Annotated in this window: 14 protein-coding genes and 1 pseudogene; 9 read left to right on the forward strand and 6 right to left on the reverse strand. The window is 69.4% G+C overall.

Annotation, left to right across the window (positions count from 1 at the left end; all coding sequences use genetic code 11):
* Positions 1-220 precede the first annotated feature (220 nt).
* On the forward strand, positions 221-1,483 hold the full coding sequence (locus tag F1193_RS10820; protein WP_150097696.1) for a hypothetical protein: 1,263 nt from the start codon (positions 221-223) through the stop codon (positions 1,481-1,483).
* 28 nt (positions 1,484-1,511) lie between these two features.
* On the opposite strand, the gene mfd is transcribed toward F1193_RS10820, so the two are convergent.
* The gene (mfd, locus tag F1193_RS10825) at positions 1,512-5,030 is read right to left on the reverse strand and encodes a transcription-repair coupling factor (protein ID WP_150097697.1); all 3,519 of its coding nucleotides are present in this window, start codon (positions 5,028-5,030) and stop codon (positions 1,512-1,514) included.
* Positions 5,031-5,223: 193 nt separating this feature from the next.
* A complete protein-coding gene (locus F1193_RS10830; protein WP_150097698.1) occupies positions 5,224-5,520 on the reverse strand; it encodes an FAD assembly factor SdhE in 297 nt (98 codons plus the stop codon).
* A gap of 176 nt (positions 5,521-5,696) precedes the next feature.
* Here F1193_RS10830 and F1193_RS10835 point away from each other — a divergent pair.
* The 4 genes and pseudogenes from F1193_RS10835 to F1193_RS10850 form a co-directional block, all read left to right on the forward strand.
* Positions 5,697-5,954: pseudogene (locus tag F1193_RS10835) on the forward strand (type II toxin-antitoxin system ParD family antitoxin); the annotation flags it as partial.
* A gap of 113 nt (positions 5,955-6,067) precedes the next feature.
* Positions 6,068-6,358 (forward strand): type II toxin-antitoxin system RelE/ParE family toxin, encoded by a 291-nt coding sequence (locus tag F1193_RS10840; protein ID WP_150097699.1) that lies wholly within the window; start codon positions 6,068-6,070, stop codon positions 6,356-6,358.
* Between the two features lie 44 nt (positions 6,359-6,402).
* Positions 6,403-8,505: an ATP-dependent DNA helicase RecG gene (gene recG / locus F1193_RS10845; protein ID WP_150097700.1), complete on the forward strand. Its 2,103-nt coding sequence runs from the start codon at positions 6,403-6,405 to the stop codon at positions 8,503-8,505.
* Positions 8,506-8,786: 281 nt separating this feature from the next.
* A complete protein-coding gene (locus F1193_RS10850) occupies positions 8,787-9,212 on the forward strand; it encodes a YbaN family protein (RefSeq protein ID WP_150097701.1) in 426 nt (141 codons plus the stop codon).
* Positions 9,213-9,215: 3 nt separating this feature from the next.
* On the opposite strand, the gene glmS is transcribed toward F1193_RS10850, so the two are convergent.
* Complete coding sequence (gene glmS, locus F1193_RS10855) at positions 9,216-11,039, reverse strand: glutamine--fructose-6-phosphate transaminase (isomerizing) (RefSeq protein ID WP_150097702.1); 1,824 nt, start codon at positions 11,037-11,039, stop codon at positions 9,216-9,218.
* 215 nt (positions 11,040-11,254) lie between these two features.
* Positions 11,255-12,616: a bifunctional UDP-N-acetylglucosamine diphosphorylase/glucosamine-1-phosphate N-acetyltransferase GlmU gene (glmU, locus tag F1193_RS10860; protein ID WP_150097703.1), complete on the reverse strand. Its 1,362-nt coding sequence runs from the start codon at positions 12,614-12,616 to the stop codon at positions 11,255-11,257.
* Between the two features lie 347 nt (positions 12,617-12,963).
* Here glmU and F1193_RS10865 point away from each other — a divergent pair, with 347 nt between their 5' ends.
* The gene (locus F1193_RS10865) at positions 12,964-13,851 is read left to right on the forward strand and encodes a hypothetical protein (protein ID WP_150097704.1); all 888 of its coding nucleotides are present in this window, start codon (positions 12,964-12,966) and stop codon (positions 13,849-13,851) included.
* Between the two features lie 80 nt (positions 13,852-13,931).
* Positions 13,932-14,309: a hypothetical protein gene (locus F1193_RS10870; protein ID WP_150097705.1), complete on the forward strand. Its 378-nt coding sequence runs from the start codon at positions 13,932-13,934 to the stop codon at positions 14,307-14,309.
* On the opposite strand, the gene F1193_RS10875 is transcribed toward F1193_RS10870, so the two are convergent.
* Positions 14,275-15,885, reverse strand: coding sequence for a glycoside hydrolase family 17 protein (locus F1193_RS10875; RefSeq protein WP_150097706.1), 1,611 nt, complete (start codon positions 15,883-15,885; stop codon positions 14,275-14,277). The genes F1193_RS10870 and F1193_RS10875 overlap by 35 nt on opposite strands.
* A 178-nt stretch (positions 15,886-16,063) precedes the next feature.
* On the opposite strand from F1193_RS10875, the gene F1193_RS10880 reads away from it, so the two are divergent.
* The gene (locus F1193_RS10880) at positions 16,064-16,516 is read left to right on the forward strand and encodes a hypothetical protein (RefSeq protein ID WP_150097707.1); all 453 of its coding nucleotides are present in this window, start codon (positions 16,064-16,066) and stop codon (positions 16,514-16,516) included.
* 281 nt (positions 16,517-16,797) lie between these two features.
* A complete protein-coding gene (locus F1193_RS10885; RefSeq protein ID WP_210247357.1) occupies positions 16,798-19,428 on the forward strand; it encodes a glycosyltransferase in 2,631 nt (876 codons plus the stop codon).
* Positions 19,429-19,825: 397 nt separating this feature from the next.
* Here the strand turns inward: F1193_RS10885 and F1193_RS10890 are convergent, their stop codons facing one another.
* Positions 19,826-20,578 (reverse strand): alpha/beta fold hydrolase, encoded by a 753-nt coding sequence (locus F1193_RS10890; RefSeq protein WP_150097708.1) that lies wholly within the window; start codon positions 20,576-20,578, stop codon positions 19,826-19,828.
* Positions 20,579-20,807: the final 229 nt, after the last annotated feature.

The following is a 20,807-nucleotide window of genomic DNA, read 5'->3' on the forward strand; positions in this document are numbered from 1 at the left end:
GCAACCGAAAATGCATGCGAATTCTGGCCCATTGGGTCGGAGTCTCGCAGGCCGGTCGCCGGAACTTCCGTTCCCGAACAGGTATCTTCGGCGAGGCCGGAATGCGGAATCGCGCAATGGCGCTGCAGATTCCGCAATATTGACGTGTTCTTTACGGGCACGTGCTCTCTACGGGCACGCGCTCCTTTTGGCGGATGTTCGAGGTTTGGAAACCTGAGAGATGCGGCTCGACGGTCCGGTTCTGATCGTGACGCGGGACGTCGCCGCGCCGATCGTCGACGAACTCTGTGCCGCGATCGACAGCGGCGCGGTGCCGGCCGTGCCGGTCGAGGCGCCCGCGGTGCTGCGCAGCACCGCCCCGGCTGCGGTGGTGGTTCTCGACGCCGCCGGCTGCGACGAGGCCGCCGACGAGCTCACCGCGGCTGTGCTGACGGCCGAGCATTTCGTGCCGCTGATCCGCCGCTGGTCGGTGGACGATGCCGAACGCATCGCCACGCTGTGGCTCGCCGCCGATGCCGGCGTGCAGCCGATCCTGACCGCGCTTGCGCGCGCCAACCGCGTGCGCACGCTGCTCTTGGAGACGCAGCGACGTCGGCGCATCGCCCGCGCTGCGGCGCTCAAGACGCCGGCCCTGCCCGACCCCTGGAGCGCGGTGCGCGACATCGCCGTGCTGGTGATCGACAATGGCACGATCCTGCCGCTGGTCGCGCCGATCTGCGCCGCGCGCGGCCTGTCGATGGTCGGCGCCCCGGCGACCACGCTCGCCGGCACCTATCTCGAACTCCGCCATTTCGACGCGCTGGTGATCGGCCCATCGATCGATACGCTCTCCGCCGACAGCTTCCTCGCCTGGCTGCGCGACGATCCGCGCTGGAGCGACCTGCCGGCGTTCCGGCTGGTCGAGGATCCGGAGAGCGAGCCGGCCTTCGCCTCGCCCACCGAGGTGCTGGGCGTTCACGATCCGCGCTTCGCCACAGCCTTCCCTGCCGCGGCCTGCCTCAACGCGTTCGCAGCCCTGCTGCCGTCGGTGATCCAGGACATGCACGGCGCCGGTCTCGCCGATCCGGACAGCGGCCTGCTGTGGCCCGAGGCGTTCCGCGCCGGCCTGATCCAGGCCATGGCGTGGTCGGACGCCAATGACCGCGACTTCACGGCCCTGCGGATTGCCACCGACACCGGCGGGCCGCTGCCGCACGGCGTGCCGCGCATGGTGGCCTGCCTGCTGCGGCGCTCCGATCTCGTGACCCGCATCGACGACGGGCTGATGCTGGCGGTGCTGGTCGGCACCGAGCCCGACGCCGCCCAGCGCGTCGCCACCCGCATCTCGCGGGTGCTGTCGCACACCGTGCTGGCGGAAACCGGCCAGATCGCGCCGCGCGTCGAGGTCGCCTGCCTCACGGCCGAGCCGGACGAGGCGCCGCAGGCCTTCCTCGCCCGCCTCACCAATCCGGACGAGGACGAGTCACTGGCCGCCGCCGGGTGAAGCGGAACGCGCCGCCCCTCAAACACCCTCACGCCGCTTCCGCCCGCGCCGCAATCTTCGCGAGGCTGCGCAGGATCGCCGTGGTGCCCTTGAGGCGTTCCGACAGCTTCTCGAAATTGCGCAGGAACAGGATGCGCTGGTCGGGCCGCACCTTCACCGTCGGCCCCTGCTCGACCAGATAGCTCATCAGCCCGCGGGTGTTCTTGAAGGTGTTGTCGCGGAAGGCGACGACCACGCCCTTCGGCCCGGCATCGACCTTCTCGACATTGGCGCGCCGGCACAGCGCCTTGATGGCGACGATCTTGAGAAGCTGATCGACCTCCGGCGGCAGCGGTCCGAAGCGGTCGACCATCTCGGCCGCCACCGCCTCGATCTGGGTGTCGTCGTCGAGATCGGCGAGCCGGCGATAGAGCGCCAGCCGCACATTGAGGTCGGCGACGTAATCCTCGGGAATCGTCACCGGCACGCCGAGCGTGATCTGCGGCGACCACTGGTCGGACACCGGCTCGGTGATGCCGGCCTTCATCATCTCCACCGCCTCCTCCAGCATCTGCTGGTAGAGCTCGAAGCCGACCTCCTTGATGTGGCCGGACTGCTCGTCGCCGAGCAGGTTGCCGGCGCCGCGAATGTCGAGGTCGTGCGAGGCGAGCTGGAAGCCGGCGCCCAGCGTGTCGAGCGACTGCAGCACCTTGAGCCGCCGCTCGGCCTGGACGGTGAGCGGCTTGTCGGCCGGCACGGTGAACAGCGCATACGCGCGCGTCTTGGAGCGCCCGACACGGCCGCGAAGCTGATAGAGCTGCGCCAGGCCGAACATGTCGGCGCGGTGGATGATCAGCGTGTTGGCGGTCGGAATGTCGAGGCCGGATTCGACGATGGTCGTCGACAGCAGCACGTCGGCGCGGCCCTCATAGAAGGTGGTCATCACCTCTTCGAGGTCCTTCGCCGACATCTGGCCGTGGCCGACAACCACCTTCACCTCCGGCACCGTCTTGTCGAGGAAGTCCTTCGCCTCGCTCAGATCCTCGATGCGCGGGCAGACATAGAACGCCTGTCCGCCGCGATAGCGCTCGCGCAGCAGGGCTTCGCGCACCATCAGCGGATCGAACGGCGCGATGAAGGTGCGCACCGCCAGGCGGTCCACCGGCGGCGTGGCGATGATCGACATTTCGCGCACGCCCGACATGGCAAGCTGCAGCGTGCGCGGAATCGGCGTCGCCGTCAGCGTCAGCACGTGCACCTCGGCGCGAAGCTGCTTGAGCCGTTCCTTGTGGCCGACGCCGAAATGCTGCTCCTCGTCGACGATCAGGAGCCCCAGATCCTTGAAGCTGATGCCCTTGCCGAGTAGCGCATGCGTGCCGACGACGATGTCGATGCCGCCCGAGGCGATGCCGGCCTTCACCTTCGCAAGCTCTGCCGAGCCGACCATGCGCGAGGCTTCGGCGACGAACACCGGCAGGCCCTTGAAGCGCTCGGTGAAGGTGCGGGCGTGCTGGCGGGCGAGCAGCGTGGTCGGCACCACCACCGCCACCTGCTTGCCGTTCATCACCGTGGCGAAGGCCGCGCGCAGCGCCACCTCGGTCTTGCCGAAGCCAACGTCGCCGCACACCAGCCGGTCCATCGGATGGCCGGCGGCGAGATCGTCGGTCACCGCCTCGATGGCCGCAAGCTGGTCCTCGGTCTCCTCATAGGGGAAGCGCGCGGCGAACTCGTCGGCGAGACCCGGCGCGATCGACAGGCGCGGCGCTTCTTTGAGCGTGCGCTCGGCGGCAACCTTGATCAGCGCCGACGCCATCTCGCGGATGCGGTTCTTCATCCGCGCCTTGCGCGTCTGCCAGCCGTGGCCGCCGAGCTTGTCGAGCACCACGCCGGCTTCTTCCGAGCCGTAGCGTGTCAGAAGCTCGATGTTCTCGACCGGCAAAAACAGCCGGTCGCCACCGGCATAGTGCAGCTCCAGGCAGTCGTGCGGCGCGCCGGCCGCCTCCACCGTCTTGAGGCCGACGAAGCGGCCGATGCCGTGGTCGACATGCACCACGAGATCGCCGGCCGAAAGACTCGTCACCTCGGCGATGAAGTTCTGCGCGCGCTTGGCCGAGCGGCGCGGCCGCACCAGCCGCTCGCCGAGAATGTCCTGCTCCGCGAGAACCGCGACGCTCTCGGACTCGAACCCGGCCTCAAGGCCGAGAATGGCAAGCCCGGTGGTGCGGGCATCGAGCGCCAAGGCCTTGGCCCAGCTCCCCACCGTCTCGACGCGCTCAAGCCCATGATCCTTGAGCACGTGGCCGAGGCGTTCGCGCGAGCCCTCGGTCCAGGTCGCCACCACCACCGTCTTGCCGCCCTCCTGCAGGCTGCGGATGTGGGCGTTCACCGCGTCGAACAGATTGGCGTCGGTGGCGCGCTCGGCGGCGAAGCTGTGGCCGCGCTTGGCGCCGATGTCGATGACGCCCGGCGCGTCCGGCGCCGCGAACGGCGACAGCCGCGCCAGCCCGCGCTCGTTCAGCCGGCCCTGCCATTCGTCGGCGGTGAGGTAGAGCTGGTCCGGCGGCAGCGGCTTGTAGACCGCCTGCATGGTGCCGGCCCCCGGCATGTCGAGCGCCTCGCGCCGCGCCTGATAATAATCGGCGAACTGGGCGAAGCGCTCCTTCACCGCCTCCTCGGCCAACGGTTCCAGCACCAGAGGCGTGCCGTCGAGATAGTCGAAGAGCGTGTCGAGGCGATCGTGGAACAGCGGCAGCCAGTGCTCGTGGCCGGGCGAGCGGCGGCCCTCCGAGATCGCCTCATAGAGCGTGTCGCCCTTGGTGGCGGCGCCGAACGCCGCGACATAGCCGAGCCGGAACCGGCGGATCGACTCGGTGGTGAGCTGCAGTTCGCTGACGGGCACGAATTCGAGCTGGCGCATCTGCGACACCGAGCGCTGGGTCTCGGGATCGAAGGTGCGGATCGACTCCAGCGTGTCGCCGAAGAAATCGAGCCGCACCGGCAGCTCCATGCCGGGTGGGAACATGTCGACGATGCCGCCGCGCACCGCATATTCGCCGGTGTCGCGCACCGTGGCGCTGCGCAGGAAGCCGTTGATCTCCAGCCACTGGATGATGCCGTCCATCGACACCATGTTGCCCGGCGCCACGGCGAGCGACTGCGCCGCCACCATCTCCCTTGCCGGCACGCGCTGCAGCACCGCATTGACGGTGGTGAGCAGGATCGCCGGCCGCTCGCGCCCGGTGACGCGGGCGAGCCGCGCCAGCACCGACATGCGCCGCGCGACGATGGCGGCGTTGGGCGAGGCGCGGTCATAGGGCTGGCAGTCCCAGGCCGGCAGGCTCAGCACCTCGACGTCGGGCGCGAAGAAGCCGAGCGCGCTTTCGACCGCCTGCATGCGCGGCCCGTCGCGGCACACCATGAGCAGGCTCACCGCCGGTGCGTCGGGACGCGCGGCAGTGGCGCGGGCGAGGTCGGCGGCGACCAGCGGCTCGATGCCGTCGGCCACGCTGGCGAAGGTCACCGGCTTGCCGGGAACGAGGGTCTGGGGGGCGCGTAGCGGCTTGGTCATTCAGAATCCAGATAGTCGGCGCAGCTCTTCCCTCTCCCCTTGCGGGAAAGGGTGGCGAGACCGAGCGAAGCGAGGTCGAGCCGGGTGAGGAGTATGTCGGGTCGACATCACTTTCACCCCTCACCCGCCTCGCGATCTCAAGATCGCTCGGCACCCTCTCCCGCAAGGGGAGAGGGAAGAAGGGTGGCCTTCATCACGCCTCCGATCCCGGATGGTCGCGATGGAAGTCACGCAGGCTTTGCAGCAACGCCGTGTCATAGGCTGAGGGCACGGGCCGGCTGCCGGTGATCCAGCCGTAGATGTCGACGTCCTGCGCCTCCATCAAGGTCTCCAGCGCGTCGACCTCGGCCTCGCTCAGATCCCCCAGGCGGGCATCGGCGAAGCGGCCGATCAGAAGGTCGAGCTCGCGGGTGCCGCGGTGCCAGGCGCGGAACAGGATGCGGCGGCGGCGCTCGTCGAGACCGGCGCTCGACCGCGTGGTGCCTGACATTGCTCACCCCAAAATGGACGACGGCCCGCGGAGCCGATCGGCCCCCGGGTGCACACGTCCATATAGCCTATCGCGCCCGCGGGCGAGACTGTCCGCGCATCAACCCCGACCCGCATTGATGTTAGTTCTTGTGAATTCCTGTTATTGTCGCGCGTCTGGACCAGGAGGGTTTCATGATGCGTACGATGACCATTTCCCTCTCCCACCAGCAGGCGGAACGGGTGCAGCAGGCGGTCGAGTCGGGCGCCTATGCCTCCAACAGCGAGGTGGTGCGCGAGGCGCTGCGCCTGTGGGCACAGCGCGAGGAAATCCGGGCGCTGGAACTGGCGAAGCTGAAGCACGCCTATGACCAGGGTATGGCCAGCGGCCCGCCCCGCCCCATCGAGCCCGAGGCGCTCCTCGCCGAGTTCAAGGCCAAAGCCCCCAAGCGCGGCGAGAGCATTCTCCGCAAAAGTGGACACCGGTTTTGCGAAAGAGAATGCGATAATTCAAAAAGTTAGAGCGTCCGATCTGTTGCAATCAGGTCGGACGCTCTAAGGTCCCATTCGTGGCTCGGGTCTCCTTCACGCCGCGGGTCGAGGCCGACCTCTACGGAATATGGTCCTCCATCGCCGCGGACAATGTCGCGGCCGCCGATGGCCCCTACCGCCGCATCCTGAACAAGGTCGAGCTTGCCGCCGATCTTCCCGGCCTTGGCGCCGCCCGCCCCGAATTGAGCCCGACCGCGCGAATCCTGGTGGAAGGCCGCTACATCGTGATTTACGAACCGCAGCCTGACGGCGTGCTGGTGGTGGCCATTGTGCACGGCATGCGCGATGTCGAAAACTGGCTGTCCTGACCGCAGCCTGCCGCTCGCCTGAACCGGACAGCGATCACAACGCCATGCGCCCGTCTTTGCTCGATCCGCTGTTCGCCCCGATCACCGCGCTGCCCGGCGTCGGGCCGCGCCTGAAGCCGCTCTACGACCGGCTGCTCGGCCGCGACGGCGCCCCGGCCCGCGTGGTCGACCTCGTCTTCCATCTGCCCCACACCGTCATCGACCGGCGCTGGCGGCCCGTTCTCGCCGAGGTGCGGCCGGGGATGCTCGCCACCGTCGAGGTCGCGGTCGATCAGCACCGCCCGCCGCCGCAAGGCCGCGCCAAGGCGCCGTGGCGCATCTACACCCATGACGACACCGGCGATCTGGTGCTGGTCTATTTCAAGGGCGACAAGGCCCGGCTGGAGAAGCTGTTTCCGGTCGGCGACCGGCGCATCGTCTCCGGCACCGTCGAGATGTATGACGGCATGCTGCAGATGGCCCACCCCGACCGGGTGGTGTCGATCGAGGATGCCGCCAGCCTGCCGGCGCTGGAGGCGGTCTATCCGCTCACCGAAGGGCTGGCGCTCGGAAACCTGCGGCGCACCGCCGCGGCGGCGCTGGCCCGCCTGCCGGCGCTGCCGGAGTGGCAGGATGCCGCCCACCTCGCCGGCAACCGCTGGCCAGCGTTCGCCGAGGCGCTGCGCACGCTCCACGCCCCGGCCGCGCCGGAGGATCTCGACCCTGAGAGCCCGGCGTGGCAGCGCCTCGCCTATGACGAACTGCTGGCCGGCCAGCTCGCGCTGCAGCTTCTGCGTGGCCATATGAAGCGCGAACCGGGCCGGCCGAGCCCCGGCGACGGAAGCATCCGCGCCCGGCTGCTCGCCGCCCTGCCCTTCATCCTCACCGCCTCCCAGCAGCAGGCGGTGGCGGACATTTCGGCCGATCTGGCCGGCGACACCCGCATGATCCGCCTGCTGCAAGGCGATGTCGGCGCCGGCAAGACGGTGGTGGCGCTGATCGCCATGGCCCAGGTGGTGGAATCCGGCCGGCAGGCGGCGCTGATGGCGCCGACCGAAATCCTCGCCCGCCAGCACTTCGCCACCATCGCCCGCTTCGCCGAGGCCGCCGGGTTGCGCGTCGCGCTTCTCACCGGCCGCGAGAAGGGCCGCGCCCGCGAGGCCATCGTGTCGGCGCTGGCCGAAGGCGCACTCGACATCGTGGTCGGCACCCACGCGCTGTTCCAGGAGGACGTGGCGTTCCGGGATCTGGCGTTCGCGGTGGTCGACGAGCAGCACCGTTTCGGCGTCCACCAGCGCCTGGCGCTCGCCAGCAAGGGCGAGGCGGTCGATCTCTTGGTGATGACCGCGACCCCCATCCCGCGCACGCTGGTGCTGACCTATTTCGGCGACATGGACGCCTCGGCTTTGACCGAGAAGCCCGCCGGCCGGCTGCCGATCGACACCCGCACCGTTCCCTTGGAGCGCCTGCCGGAGGTGGTCGATGCGGTCGGCCGCGCGGTGGCCTCCGGCGCGCGGGTCTATTGGGTGTGCCCCTTGGTCGAGGAATCGAGCGAGGTCGACCTTGCCGCCGCCGAGGACCGCGCGGTTGCACTCAAGGGCCGGTTCGGCGACCGCGTCGGACTGATCCATGGCCGGCTCAAGGGGTCGGACAAGGACGCCGCGATGGCCCGCTTCGCGTCGGGCGAGACGCAGATCCTCGTCGCCACCACGGTGATCGAGGTCGGCGTCGACGTGCCGGAAGCAACCGTGATGGTGATCGAGCACGCCGAGCGCTTCGGCCTCGCCCAACTCCACCAGCTGCGCGGCCGCATCGGCCGCGGCGACAAGCCCTCGACCTGCCTGCTGCTCTACAAGGGCCCGCTGGGCGAGACCGCCAAGGCCCGCCTCGCCATCCTGCGCGACAGCGAGGACGGCTTCCGCATTGCCGAGGAGGATCTGCGCCTACGCGGCGAAGGCGACGTGCTGGGCACCCGCCAGTCCGGCTTTCCCGGCTTCAAGCTGGCGCGGCTTGAGACCCACGGCGCGCTGCTGCCGGCGGCGCGCGACGAGGCGGCGCTGGCGCTTTCCCGCGATCCCGCGCTGGAAAGCGAACAGGGCAAGGCGCTGCGGGTTCTGCTGCACCTGTTCGAGCGCACCGAGGCGGTGCGGCTGCTGCAGGCGGGGTGATGGCTCGCCGCTTTGTTCCGGAACCTCGGCCGGTCGTCCCCGGCGACCGCCGCAGGCGGTCGGGAAGGGGACCCATGATCCGCCCCAGTCGGAACATGCCGATCTGTCCGTGCAATTTGCATCGATAACCCGCGCATGGTGAGGTCCATGGGTCCCCTTCCCTCGCGCGGCTTTCGCCGCGCTCGCCGGGGACGACCGGTCGTGCATGAACCCACGGCTTCGTCAGTTCTCCCGGCAAGACACACGTCGCCGTCCGCCCCGCCGCGGTGTAGATTTCCGCCATGACCCCGCACGATTCCGCAACAGCCCGCCGGCGCCGGGCCCGGCGCATCTCGCGCGGCCTGCGCCGCTTCGTCTATCGCCCGCTCGGCTTCGTGGCGCTGGCGCTCGGCCTCATCGGCATGGTGACGCCGGTGATGCCCGGCGTGGTGTTCCTGATCCTGGCGGCGTGGCTGTTCGCGCGCTCCTCGCCGCGCTTCGAGCGCTGGATCCTCGAACACCCGCGCTACGGCTCGTTCGTGCGCAACTGGCGCAGCCACGGCGTCATCCCGCGCCGCGCCAAGCTCATCGCCTATGCCAGCTTCGTTCTCAGCGTCGCGATGGTGTGGGCGGTCGGCGCCCCGCTGATCGCCATTGCCGCCACCACCGTGTCGGTGCTCGCGGTCGGCATCTGGATGGCGCTGCAGCCGGAAGCGCCGGCCGGTTGAGGCTCACTCCACCGTCACCGACTTCGCCAGATTGCGCGGCTGGTCGACGTCGGTGCCCATCACCACCGCCGTGTGGTAGGCGAGAAGCTGGATCAGCACGGCGTAGGCGAACGGCGTGATGGTCGCCGGCATGTCCGGCAGCACGAAGGTCGCTTCCGTCTCTACGCCCGCCTCTTCCGCGCCCTTGGCGTCGGTGAACAGGATGATGCGCCCGCCGCGCGCCGCCACCTCCTGCATGTTCGAGGCGGTCTTCTCGAAGATGCGGTCATAGGGGGCGATGACGATGACCGGCATGGTCTCGTCGATCAGCGCGATCGGTCCGTGCTTGAGCTCGCCCGCCGCATAGCCCTCGGCGTGGATGTAGCTGATCTCCTTCAGCTTCAGCGCGCCTTCCAGCGCCAGCGGATAGCTGGTGCCGCGGCCGAGATAGAGCACGTCCTTGGCCTTGGCGAGGTTGCGCGCCAGCGCCTCGATCTGCGGCTCCAGCTTCAGCGCTTCGGCCATCAGGCCCGGCGCCGCAACGAGGGCCGCGACCAGCCGCTGCTCGTCGGCCTCGCTCAGCGTGCCGCGGGCGCGGCCCGCCGCCACCGCGAGGCTCGCCAGCACCGCAAGCTGGCAGGTGAACGCCTTGGTGGAGGCGACGCCGATCTCCGGCCCGGCCAGCGTCGGCATCACCGCGTGGCTTTCGCGGGCGATGGTCGAGGTCGGCACATTGACGACGCTGAGGATGTTCTGGCCGTGCTGCGCCGCATAGCGCAGCGAGGCCAGCGTGTCGGCGGTCTCGCCCGACTGCGAGACGAACACCGCGAGCCCGCCGGGTTCGAGCGGCGCCTCGCGGTAGCGGAACTCCGACGCGATATCGATCTCCACCGGCAGCCGCGCGAAGCGCTCGAACCAGTATTTGCCGATCAGCCCGGCATAATAGGCGGTGCCGCAGGCCGAGATCGCCACGTGCTTGAGGCTGGCGATGTCGAACGGCAGCTTGGGCAGCCGCACGCGGTCGTTCGCCATGTCGAGATAATAGGCGAGCGTGTGGCCCACGACCTCCGGCTGCTCGTGGATCTCCTTGGCCATGAAATGGCGGTGGTTGCCCTTGTCGACCAGGAACGAGGACGCCTGGGAGCGGATCTGCGGCCGCTCCACCTTGTGGCCGGCGGCGTCGTGAATTTCGGCGCCGTTGCGGCTGAGCACCGCCCAGTCGCCATCGTCGAGATAGGCGATGCGGTCGGTGAACGGCGCCAGCGCCAACGCGTCGGAACCGATATACATCTCGCCGTCGCCATAGCCGATCGCCAGCGGCGAGCCGCGGCGGGCGCCGATCAGCAGGTCGGGCGCGCCGTCGAACACGAAGCCCAACGCGAACGCCCCCTTCAGCTTGGGCAGCGCCGCGGCCACCGCCTCGGTCGGCGCCTTGCCGCTGTTCATCTCGTCGGTGACGAGGTGGGCGACCACCTCGGTGTCGGTCTCGGTGCGGAAGACGTGCCCGGCCGCCTCCAGCGACAGTCGCAGCTCGCGGAAATTCTCGATGATGCCGTTGTGGACCACCGCCACCTTCTCGGTGGCGTGCGGGTGGGCGTTGCGCTCGGTCGGCGCGCCGTGGGTGGCCCAGCGTGTGTGGCCGATGCCGACGGTGCCGTTCAGCGGCTCGGCGTGCAGCTTGAGATCGAGGTTTCTGAGCTTGCCCTCGGCCCGCCGGCGGGCGATGTGCCCGCCCTCCAGCGTGGCGACGCCGGCCGAATCATAGCCGCGGTATTCGAGCCGCTTCAGCGCCTCGACCAGCCGCTCGGCCACCGGCTCCCGCCCCAGAATTCCGACGATTCCGCACATGACTAGAGGCTCCCTGCCAAAGTCCAGCTCGAGGTAAAACCCGCAAACAGCGCGCGCAAATCACAAAACGTCACGGTTCGTGACAGGCGCACGGACCGCGTCCTGAAACAGGTCTCGAACATCCGCCGATCCGGCTGAACCAAGTGGACGTTCCAAGCTTTCGAGGTGCCTCATTCTCTTTCGCAAAACCGATTTCCACGTTTGCGGAGAATGCTTCAGCTCTTGCCCTTGGTGCGCCGGAATTCATCCGCCCAGCCGTCCTTGTTGACTTGCCGGCCGCGGCCGACCGCCAGGGCGCCGTCCGGCACGTCGGCGGTGACCACCGAGCCCGAGCCGACATAGGCGCCCGCGCCGATCCGCACCGGCGCCACCAGCGAGGAGTTCGAGCCGATGAAGGCGCCGGGCCCGATCTCGGTGCGATACTTGCCGTAGCCGTCGTAATTGCAGGTGATGGTGCCGGCCCCGACATTGCTGCCCGCGCCGACGCTGGCATCGCCGATATAGGTGAGGTGGTTGACCTTGGCGCCCTCGCCGACGTCGCTGGCCTTGACCTCGACGAAATTGCCGATGTGCGCCGCGTTGCCGATGGCGGCACCGGCGCGCAGCCGGGCGAACGGCCCAAGCTCCACCCCCTCGCCCACCGCCACCGTGCCGACCTTGCCCTTCTCGAAGCCGTTGAGATGGGCGAACGCCTTGATGACGGTGCCGTCGCCGACCGTGACGCCGGGGCCGAACACCACGAACGGCTCGATCACCACGTCGCGCCCGAGCTGGGTGTCGGCGGAAAAGAACACCGTCTCCGGCGCCACCAGCGTGACGCCGCCGGCGAGGGCCGCCGCCCGCGCCCGGTTCTGGAACACCGCCTCGGCGGCCGCGAGCTGGGCGCGGTCATTGACGCCCAGCACCTCGTCTTCATCCGCCTCCAGGGTTGCCGCCTTGAGCCCGGACGCGACCGCGAGCGAGACGACGTCGGTGAGGTAGAATTCGCGCTTGGCGTTGTCGTTGCCGACGCGCTCCAGCAGCGACAGTGCCGTGGCACCGCCGAGCGCCATCAGGCCGGCATTGCAGAAATCGATCGCCTTTTCGTCGGCGCTGGCGTCCTTCTCCTCGCGGATCGCGACCAGCGCGCCCTCGCGCGTCACCAGCCGGCCATAGCCCGCGGGATCGCGCGGCCGGAAGCCGAGCACCGCCACCGCGGCATCCCCGGCCGCCTCGGCCAGCCTCGTCATCGTCTCGGGCCGCACCAGCGGCGTGTCGCCGAACACCACCAGGACGCGGTCATAGCCGCGGGCGATGGCCGAGCGCGCCGCCAGCACCGCGTGCGCCGTGCCGAGCCGCTCGCGCTGCTCGAATACCTCCGCCGCGGGCGCGAACCGGCGCACCTCGGCCGCCACGTCCGCCCGGTCCGGGCCGACCACCACCGCTGCGGCATCCGCGCCGGCCGCGGCCAGCGTGCTCATCACATGGCCGATCAGCGTGCGCCCGCCGACGCGGTGGAGCACCTTGGGCACGGCGGACTTCATGCGGGTTCCCTCGCCGGCGGCGAGAACGATCGCGAGGGTGGTCGGGCGCGACATCTGGGTCTCCGGGCGTGGCATCGGCCGGTCGGGGCTGGAGCACTCTCCGCAAAAGCGGGAACCGGCTTTGCGAAAGAGAACGCGACAACTCAATTACTTAGAGCGTCCGCCCGGATCGATCGGATCGGCGGACGCGCGAGCGGACTCCGCCCCGGGACGGCAGGCGCGAAGACCCGGCAACCGCCCCGACCCTGCGGCACGGCGCGGCTGCGGCCATGGGTCCGGTCCACGCAATCCTGCAGCGGCCAACCTGTAATAGCGAGGCGTGGGAAGACAGGAAAGCGCCGAATTTATGCGAATCTGGTAAATTGAATTAATGATGATTCTGGTTTTGGCTTGAGCTTGCTATGACATCTTCATTACGGCACCGCCCGGGCCGGGACGATGACGAGCCTTCGTCGCTGACGACCTACGCCGCGTGGGGTGGGATCGCATTGGCGGGCGCGCTGGCGACCGTGTTTGCCGCCTCGCTGTCGGGCGATCCGGCGGCCGAGACGGCGGACGCCGCAGCCGAGACCGGCGCGCCGCAGGTGGTCGTGCGCGCCGACCCGACCCTGGTCGCCGAGACCGAGCGCCTCGCCGACGCCATCCGCACCCTCACCGCCGACCGGGAGCGGCTGGCCACCCGCCTCGACCAGATGGAGCGCACGCTGGGCGACGTCACCGCCGCCATCCCGCGCGACCGCGACGCGGGCGCAGGCCCGGCGGCCCGGTCCTCGGCGCCCACGCCGATCGAATCGGTCCGGTCCGCGCCGGCTGCCAGCCCGCAATCGTCCGCCACCCCGGAGCCGCCATCCGCCGCGCCGGACAGGGCCGAGAGCGGCGACCACCGCGCCGACGTCGGCCCGCCGATGCCGCTCGGCGAGATCTCGAAGCCGGCGAAGCCCGCGCCCAACCCCGCCGTGCCGCAGCCGCGCACCAAGGCCGATTCGTCGCCGGCCGATTCGGTGGGCACGCGCACCGAGTTCGGCATCGACATCGGCGGCACCGCCTCCATCGAGGGGCTGCGGGCGATGTGGTCGACCATCCGCTCCGGCAACGGCCGGTTGCTCGACGGGCTGCAGCCGCTGGTGTCCGTCCGGGACGGACCCCGCCATGGCACCGTCGAGCTGCGCCTGATCGTCGGGCCGCTCGCCAATGCCGCAGCGGCGGCGCGCCTGTGCGCGGCGCTCGCCACCACCGGCGTCGCCTGCCAGCCGACCCAGTTCAACGGCCAGAAGCTGGCACTGTATTGAGAGGCGGCGTCAGCGCGCTTGACGCCGGCGCGCCTTCGGTCCACCCCTCCCGCCTCGTTCTGCCAGGGAGGGTAGTTGTGATGCGCCCGCCGTTTCTGCCGTCGCCGCGCGCGACATCCGTGCTGATCGCCGCCGGGTTCCTCGCCGTCGGCTGGGCGATGTATGTCCGCTATCTGGTGATCGAGAACTCCACCGTGGGCCTCGCCTGCGAGGCGGGGCTTGCGACCACGATGTGCGGCATGCGCCGCGTCGTCACGCTGCTGTTCAACCACAGCATCTTCGGCTGGATCGCGCTGGCCGCCGCCCTCGCCCATCTGGCGCGGCCGCACGTGGCGCTGTTCGCGCTGGCGCTGGTGGCCGGCGGCATCGGCGTCGTGCTCTACAACAAGGAGCTCGCCGCTTTGGCGCTCGGCCTCCTGGTCGTCAGCTTCGCGCGCCCCGCGCCCGCAGCAGCGTAGCCGCCAGCACCAGCCACAGCACGCAGGTCCACTGCGCCTGCCAGTTGGCGAACGTCTCGTTCAGCGACACGAAGATCGCCGAACCGACCAGCACCGCGGCGGCGGCGAACTCGGCGATGCCTTCGAGCCGCGGCCCGCGCGGCCCCGAGACGGCGAGAACCGCCAGCGGCAGCACCGCCGCGCTCAGCGCCGCGAACGGAAAGTCCTTGTAGCGGGCGTCGAACACCAGCCCGAGCGCGCTCTGGATCGCCAGCACGGTGACGATGATCAGCAGCAGGGCCGGCGCCTTGATCCACAGGTCGGTCATGAGCCGCTGCTGCGAATCGAGCACCACGCCGAACCCTTCGAGCGGCCGGCCGAACACCAGCGCCGCCGCAATCAGCGGCGCCGCGGCGGCGGCGGCGGCCAGCAGCGCGCCGTTGCGCACCCAGCCGCCGGGGCCGAGGCTCTCCAGCATCGCCGCCTCCGCCGCCATCGGCACGAACACGCCGGCACTGACCGCGAGCAGCCACAAGGCCGCCCAGCCGCCCCAGCTCACCTGGATGACGGCGCCCCGCCGGTGGGCGGCGAGATGGGCGCTAGCGCCGACCGCAAGCACCATCAGCACCCCGCCGATCGCCTGCCAGATCCATAGCGGCCGGTTGGAGACCGCCTCGCCGAGGACGAACTTCGGCGCACGGCTCGATGCGTCGAGCAGCCCCCAATGGCCGCCGACCGTGCCCTCCAGCCGCCGCTTCCAGGGCTGGTCGAACGCCTCGATGACATTGACGCGGTAGCCGTCGCGCTTGGCCAGTTCGAGCAGATCGTGGATCACCCGCGCCTGGTTGGCGGGCGACGGCAGCGCGCCCTCGCGCATCCGCCCGGTGCTCGGCCAGCCGGCCTCGCCGATCAGGATCTCCTTGCCGGGGAAGACGGCGGCCACCTTGCGCTCGATCTCGTCGATGTGGCGGCCGGCGTCATGGGCGGCGACCGGGAAGTCCTCCCAATAGGGCAGGATGTGGATGGTGACGAAATCGACCGCCAGCGCCAGGTTTCGGTGGCGCAGCCAATACTCCCACACGTCGGCATAGGTGACCGGCACCGGCACCTGCGCCTTGACCTTGCGGATGGTGTCGGCGAGGTCGATGTCCGACATCTCGCCGCGCAGCAGCACCTCATTGCCGACGACGACGCCGCGAATGGTGTCGCGGTGCTCGTTGGCCAGCCGCACCACCGTCTCGATCTCGACGGCGTTCTTCTCCGGGTCGCTGCCGAGCCACAGGCCCTGCAGCACCTTCAGGCCGTGCTGCGCCGCGATCTCGGGCACCATCGACAGGCCGAGCTCGGTGGCATAGGTGCGCACGCAGTCGGTGACCTTGGCCAGCCGCGCCAGATCCTCCTCGATCTGGGCGCGCGGAATCACCGTGCCGCCGTCGAGCGGGCTCTGGCCGTTGCGGAACGGCGCGTACGACACGCAATGGAGCTTCTCGCCCGCAGACAAGGGCGAAGGCGGCATGGCGACCGGGACGCCCAGCCACGCCCAGGCGGACACGACGACGACGACGGCAAGGCCGAGTGTGGAGATGGCGCGGAGCATGGCGATCCAATCCGGTAACGGGCCGACATAGCCGCTCCCGCCATCACTGCCAAGCTGACGAAAAATTCGCGCAAACCCCCTGCGGGTGGTTCACATCGCCGTCATCCCGTCATAATCGAATGGTGTTAGAGAGAAGCTTGTGGGGACCGCCGGTCCCTCTTCTGTAGATCTTCCTGCCATGTGCACCGCATCCCGCGTTATCGGCGCCGTCCTTGTGGCCGGCGTACTGTTTTCATGTGCCGCGCCTTCCGTCTTTGCGCAGTCCGCGCCGCAGCAGGGGAACAACACTCCTCCACCGCCGCAGACGGACGACCCCGTCGCCGAAGCGAACAAGAGGGTGCTGGAGGAAATCACCGAAGCCGCGAAGCTTCCCGGTGGTGCCGGCAAGACAGAGTGCGTTTGGCTGGGCCGACGAATCGCCAGCCTGCTGTTCCGTGACGACGTCGACACTGCCCGTCGCCACATGGAAGTCTACGACCGCTTCTCCTGCCCGTCGGATCATCTTCGCCTGACGTTCCGGTGCGTGGTCCGCCAGGGCAATATCGACCAGAAGGCACCGGAGAGCCTGTCCCAGCGGGTCCACGCCTGCTGGATGCAGCCCGAAGCACCGGCCGCGACGGCGGCCCAATAGAGCAGTCTCCGCGGGGCCGCATGCCGGCCCCTGCGAAAGAGAATGCAACGAACCGCGACCTTGGAGCGCGAGGCCCGAAGCCGGCCGAACGCTCAGGGCGGGGATGGGCTGACCTTGCGCCCAGTGGCGCAGGACTTACGTCGTCATCATTTCAACACCGGAGCGAGCAATCTTCCTCCGGTTACAAGAAATCGGGGAGTTCGATGCTGCCGAGCAGCGTGAAGGCGAACTACAAGGGCGTCGCGGACAATGAGAACCGCCGCCGGTTTTCCGGATCGGCATTGGCGCTCGTCATGGCCGTCATGACGCTGGTAGCCATGGTCCATGCCGGCCTGTGGATGGCTGCGCGCGAAACCATGACCGCGCCGGCGGCGATCAACAAATTCTCCAGCCTGTCCTTCGCGCCCTACGGCAAGAAGTCGAACCCGGAGGACGGCGGCGTCACCGACGAGACGCAGATCCGCTCCGACATGAAGGTGGTGGCGCCCTACACCCGGGCGATCCGCACTTACGCTTCGACCGGCGGCCTGGAGCTCGTGCCCGGCATCGCCGCCGACTACGACATCAAGGTCTCGGTCGGCGCCTGGGTGGACAAGCGCGACGAACGCAACGAGCGCGAGCTGCGCGAGGTCATCGAGCTCGCCCGCAAGCACCGCAACATCAACGCGATCGTGGTCGGCAACGAGACGATCTTCCGCGCCGACCAGACGGTCGACGAGCTGATCAAGAAGATCCAGCGGGTCAAGCGCGAGACCAACCTGCCGGTCACCACCGGTGAAATCTGGAACGTCTGGCTGGAGCACCCCGAACTGGTGTCGGCGGTCGACTTCATCGCCGTCCACATCCTGCCCTACTGGGAAGGCCAGCCCGAGACCAGCGTCGTCGACCGCACCATCCAGATCTACAGCAAGCTGCGCGCCGCCTATCCCGGCAAGCGCATCGTCATCGCCGAGTTCGGCTGGCCGTCGGGCGGCTACAATCTGCACGGCGCCAACCCCGGCCCGCTGATCCAGGCCCAGGTGATCCGCGACTTCGTCGCCCGCGCCGACGCCTACGGCATCGACTACAACATCGTCGAGGCGTTCGATCAGCCCTGGAAGACCAACGAAGGCTCGGTCGGTGCCTATTGGGGCCTGTTCGACGGCAACCGCCACCTCAAGTTCCCGCTGTCCGGCGAGATCTCGGACGCGCGCTTCGGCATCAATCTGGCGATCGCCCTCATCCTCGGCGCCCTGTTCTCGCTGCCGGTGGTGCGCATGTCGCGGCCGACCGTGGGGCACGTCGCGGTGCGAATCGCCGCCGCCAATGCCGCCGGCGCCTGGCTCGCCGTGGTGTTCGACCACTGGGTCACCCACTATTTCGTGTCCGGCGCCCTGGTGTCGATGACGGTCGGCTTCGCGCTGATGATCCCGCTGATCATCGTCGCCATCGCCCGCGTCGACGAGCTGGGCGCGATCGTGTTCGGACGGGCGCCGCGGCGCCTGCTGGCGAAGCCGGCCCACGAGCCGGTCCGCGCCCCCAAGGTGTCGATCCACATCCCGGCCTATCGCGAGCAGCCGGAGATGCTCAAGGCCACGCTCGATGCGGTCGCCCGCCTCGACTATCCGAACTTTGAATGCATCGTCATCATCAACAACACCCCTGACCCGGCCCACTGGCAGCCGATCGAGGAACACTGCCGGCTGCTCGGCGAGCGCTTCAAGTTCCTCAACGAGCCGAAGGTGCAGGGCTTCAAGGCCGGCGCGCTGCGCATCGCCCTGACCCACACCGACCCCGAGGCCGAGGTGATCGGCGTCATCGACGCCGACTATGTGGTGCACCCCGACTGGCTGAAGGACCTCGTCCCGGCCTTCGAGGATCCGCGCGTCGGCATCGTCCAGGCGCCGCAGGACCACCGCGACGGCTCCCGCAGCGTCATGCACGAGATGATGAACGCCGAATATGCCGGCTTCTTCGACATCGGCATGGTCCAGCGCAACGAGCACGATGCCATCGTCGTCCACGGCACCATGGTGCTGATCCGCCGCACCGCGCTGGCCGCCGGCGGCGACTGGTCGAGCGACACCATCTGCGAGGACACCGACCTCGGCCTGAGCCTGCTCGAACAGGGCTGGTCGACCCACTACACCTCGCGCCGCTACGGCTGGGGCATGCTGCCCGACACCTACGAGGCGTTCCGCAAGCAGCGCCACCGCTGGGCCTATGGCGGCGTGCAGATCGTCAAGAAGCACTGGCGGAAGATGTGGCAGCCGGAGACCACCCGTCTGACCGGCGATCAGCGCCGCGAGTTCGCCGTCGGCTGGTTCAACTGGCTCGGCGCCGAGAGCATCGGCGTGCTGATGGCCATCTTCAACATCCTGTGGGTGCCGGTGGTGGCGTTCGCCGGCATCGCCGTCCCTGAGCGCATCCTGACGCTGCCGATCATCGCCACCTTCGTCGTCTACCTCGTGCACTTCGCCTGGCTCTACCGGCAGCGGGTGGGCATCGGCGTGCTGCGCTCGATCGGCGCGGCCATCGCGGCGATGGGCATGCAGTTCACCGTCGCCAAGGCGGTCGCCGATGGCGTGGTGAAGGACAATCTGCCCTTCACCGTCACCGCCAAGGGCGGCGGCAAGGCCGCCAAGACCGGCAGCGACTTCCCGGCGTTCTGGGAGGCGGTGCTGGCCGGGCTGCTGCTGCTCGGGGCGTTCGTGCTCTACATGCGCAACTTCCACCAGGTGCGCGAGATCAACATCTTCGCCGTGGTGCTGATGGTGCAGAGCCTGCCCTTCCTGTCGGCCGCCGGCATGGCGGCGCTGGAGCGCAGCCAGCTCAACGATCTGGCGCTGTGGCGCAGCCTCGGCCGCCGCATCCAACTCGTGCTCGCCCGCCGGGCCGTGGAGGTCGTCCCGCCCAAGGTGGCGGCCGACTGACCGGGAGGTTCGGGGTAGCGAAGGATCGCCGCCCCGGCCACACCTTCCGGCCGAAACGAAGCGGCCCCAGTGTTCGACAAATCCCGGCCGGTGCCTCCGGCCGGGATTTTTCGTGGCCGATGCGTCGGCAGTGGCGCCGCGGTGCCGGCTTGATACGGTTTCCGGCTGATCAAGCCGGAGAACCGTATGCCGTTCGCCGAAAAATCCTCATCGGATCAGGGATTTTTCGGCGAGACCGTTTCCGGTATCCCGAAGGGATCAACCAGAAACCGTATGAATCTCCACCGGAACTGCAACGCGAAGATCGCTCCGCAACCGATTCGACCGACTCGGCTTTCGGCGCCCGTTCACACACCGCGCGAAGGCGGTGCCAACGCGAAACCCGAGCCGGGGGCCCTCACGGCCGCCGCGACAGGAAGTCGAGCACGCCGGCCTTGAACGCCTTGTCGCCCACCGCCAGCATGTGGTCGCGGCCGGGGATAGCGAGGTGCTCGGCGTGGGGAATCAGCTCGGCCAGCGCCGCGCCGGAGCCGGCGACCTCGTCGGCCGTGCCCACCGCCACCAGCACCGGCACGCGGATGGCGTGGACCTCGGCTTCGCCCAGCGTCTGCCGCGAGCCGCGGATGCAGGCGGCGAGCGCGCGCAGGTCGCTGCGGGTCTGCTCGGCGAAGGCGCGGAAGGTGCGGCCCTGGCGGTCGGCCACGTCGGCGAGCCGCGGCGCTTCCAGCGCCTCGGCGATCGAGGCCGGCAGGCCCGCCCCTTCGACCAGATGGATGCCGAGCCCGCCGAGGATGGCCGAGCGCACCCGCTGCGGCCACCGCGCCGCCAGGAAGGCGGTGATGCGGGCGCCCATCGAATAGCCCATCACGTCGGCGCGCGGCAGGTCGAGATGATCGAGCAGCGCCGCGACGTCCTGCGCCATCCGCTCGGTGGCATAGAGGTCGGGCAGATAGAGCTTGTCGGACTGGCCGTGGCCGCGATTGTCGAGGGCGATCACCCGCCGGCCGGCCTGCGTCAGCGTCGACACCCAGCCGGGATAGACCCAGTTGACCTCCTTGGTGGACGCGAAGCCGTGGATGAGGACGATCGGCTCGCCCTCCCCCTGGTCGAGATAGGCGAGGGTCAGGTCGCCATGGCGGAACTGGGGCACTGCGCGTCTCCGGGTTCCGCGCGTGTTAGAGCATTTTCCGCATAAGTGGGAACCGGTTTTGCGCCAGGCTTGACGGCGCGCACGCCCGCCAAATGTGAACGGCCGCGGGGTTCCCGCGGCCGTCGCGAAACGCACGTCCGGTAGCGCGCCGCGCTCAGGCCGCGCGCACCGTGGCGAGGAACTTGGCGACTTCGGCCTGCAGCACGCCCGACTGGGTGGCGAGGTCGCC

Source organism: Blastochloris sulfoviridis (assembly GCF_008630065.1).
Classification (GTDB): Bacteria; Pseudomonadota; Alphaproteobacteria; order Rhizobiales; family Xanthobacteraceae; genus Blastochloris; species Blastochloris sulfoviridis.

Coding starts and splice junctions, on each gene's coding strand:
- F1193_RS10830 (WP_150097698.1), bottom strand. CDS start 5,520: ATGTCAGGCACCACGCGGTCGAGCGCCGGTCTCGACGAGCGCCGCCGC.
- F1193_RS10880 (WP_150097707.1), top strand. CDS start 16,064: ATGTGCACCGCATCCCGCGTTATCGGCGCCGTCCTTGTGGCCGGCGTA.
- glmS (WP_150097702.1), bottom strand. CDS start 11,039: ATGTGCGGAATCGTCGGAATTCTGGGGCGGGAGCCGGTGGCCGAGCGG.
- recG (WP_150097700.1), top strand. CDS start 6,403: ATGCGCCCGTCTTTGCTCGATCCGCTGTTCGCCCCGATCACCGCGCTG.
- mfd (WP_150097697.1), bottom strand. CDS start 5,030: ATGACCAAGCCGCTACGCGCCCCCCAGACCCTCGTTCCCGGCAAGCCG.
- F1193_RS10875 (WP_150097706.1), bottom strand. CDS start 15,885: ATGCTCCGCGCCATCTCCACACTCGGCCTTGCCGTCGTCGTCGTCGTG.
- F1193_RS10870 (WP_150097705.1), top strand. CDS start 13,932: ATGCGCCCGCCGTTTCTGCCGTCGCCGCGCGCGACATCCGTGCTGATC.
- F1193_RS10850 (WP_150097701.1), top strand. CDS start 8,787: ATGACCCCGCACGATTCCGCAACAGCCCGCCGGCGCCGGGCCCGGCGC.
- glmU (WP_150097703.1), bottom strand. CDS start 12,616: ATGTCGCGCCCGACCACCCTCGCGATCGTTCTCGCCGCCGGCGAGGGA.
- F1193_RS10865 (WP_150097704.1), top strand. CDS start 12,964: ATGACATCTTCATTACGGCACCGCCCGGGCCGGGACGATGACGAGCCT.
- F1193_RS10820 (WP_150097696.1), top strand. CDS start 221: ATGCGGCTCGACGGTCCGGTTCTGATCGTGACGCGGGACGTCGCCGCG.